We start from the raw sequence: 367 nt of genomic DNA, 5'->3' as shown, positions 1-367 counted from the left end.
AAATCAGAAGACGAAGCAGTGGAAATTACCAAAAGAAAAATCGGGATTGATTTAGGCATTTCCGATTTCGCTATCACTACCAACGATTTAGGCGAGATAGAGAAACACAAAAACCCCAAACAATTATATAAAGCAGAAAAGCAACTCAAGAAAGCCCAGCGTTCGTTGTCCCGCAAACAAAAAGGCGGGAAGAACCGGAGCAAAGCCCGCCTGCAAGTCGCCAAGAAACACGAAAAGATTGCTAACCAGCGGAAGGATTTCTTGCACAAACTAACGAAGAAAATTACAGACGAAAACCAAGTCATCGTAATCGAAACGTTGTCCACCCAGAACCTGATGAAGAACCATAAACTAGCAAAAAGCATCG

At 42.5% G+C, this 367-nt stretch carries 1 protein-coding gene; it reads left to right on the top strand.

Translation table 11 applies throughout. The annotated features are described in order from the left end of the window. Positions 1-18 precede the first annotated feature (18 nt). On the top strand, positions 19-367 hold a 349-nt coding region (locus ACYQ4S_RS12460; protein WP_459771493.1), incomplete at its 3' end, for an RNA-guided endonuclease TnpB family protein.

The organism is Alkalibacterium sp. s-m-28, assembly GCF_054658175.1.
Note: the sequence above shows the minus strand (reverse complement) of the source record. Positions and strands in the feature narration are given on the sequence as shown.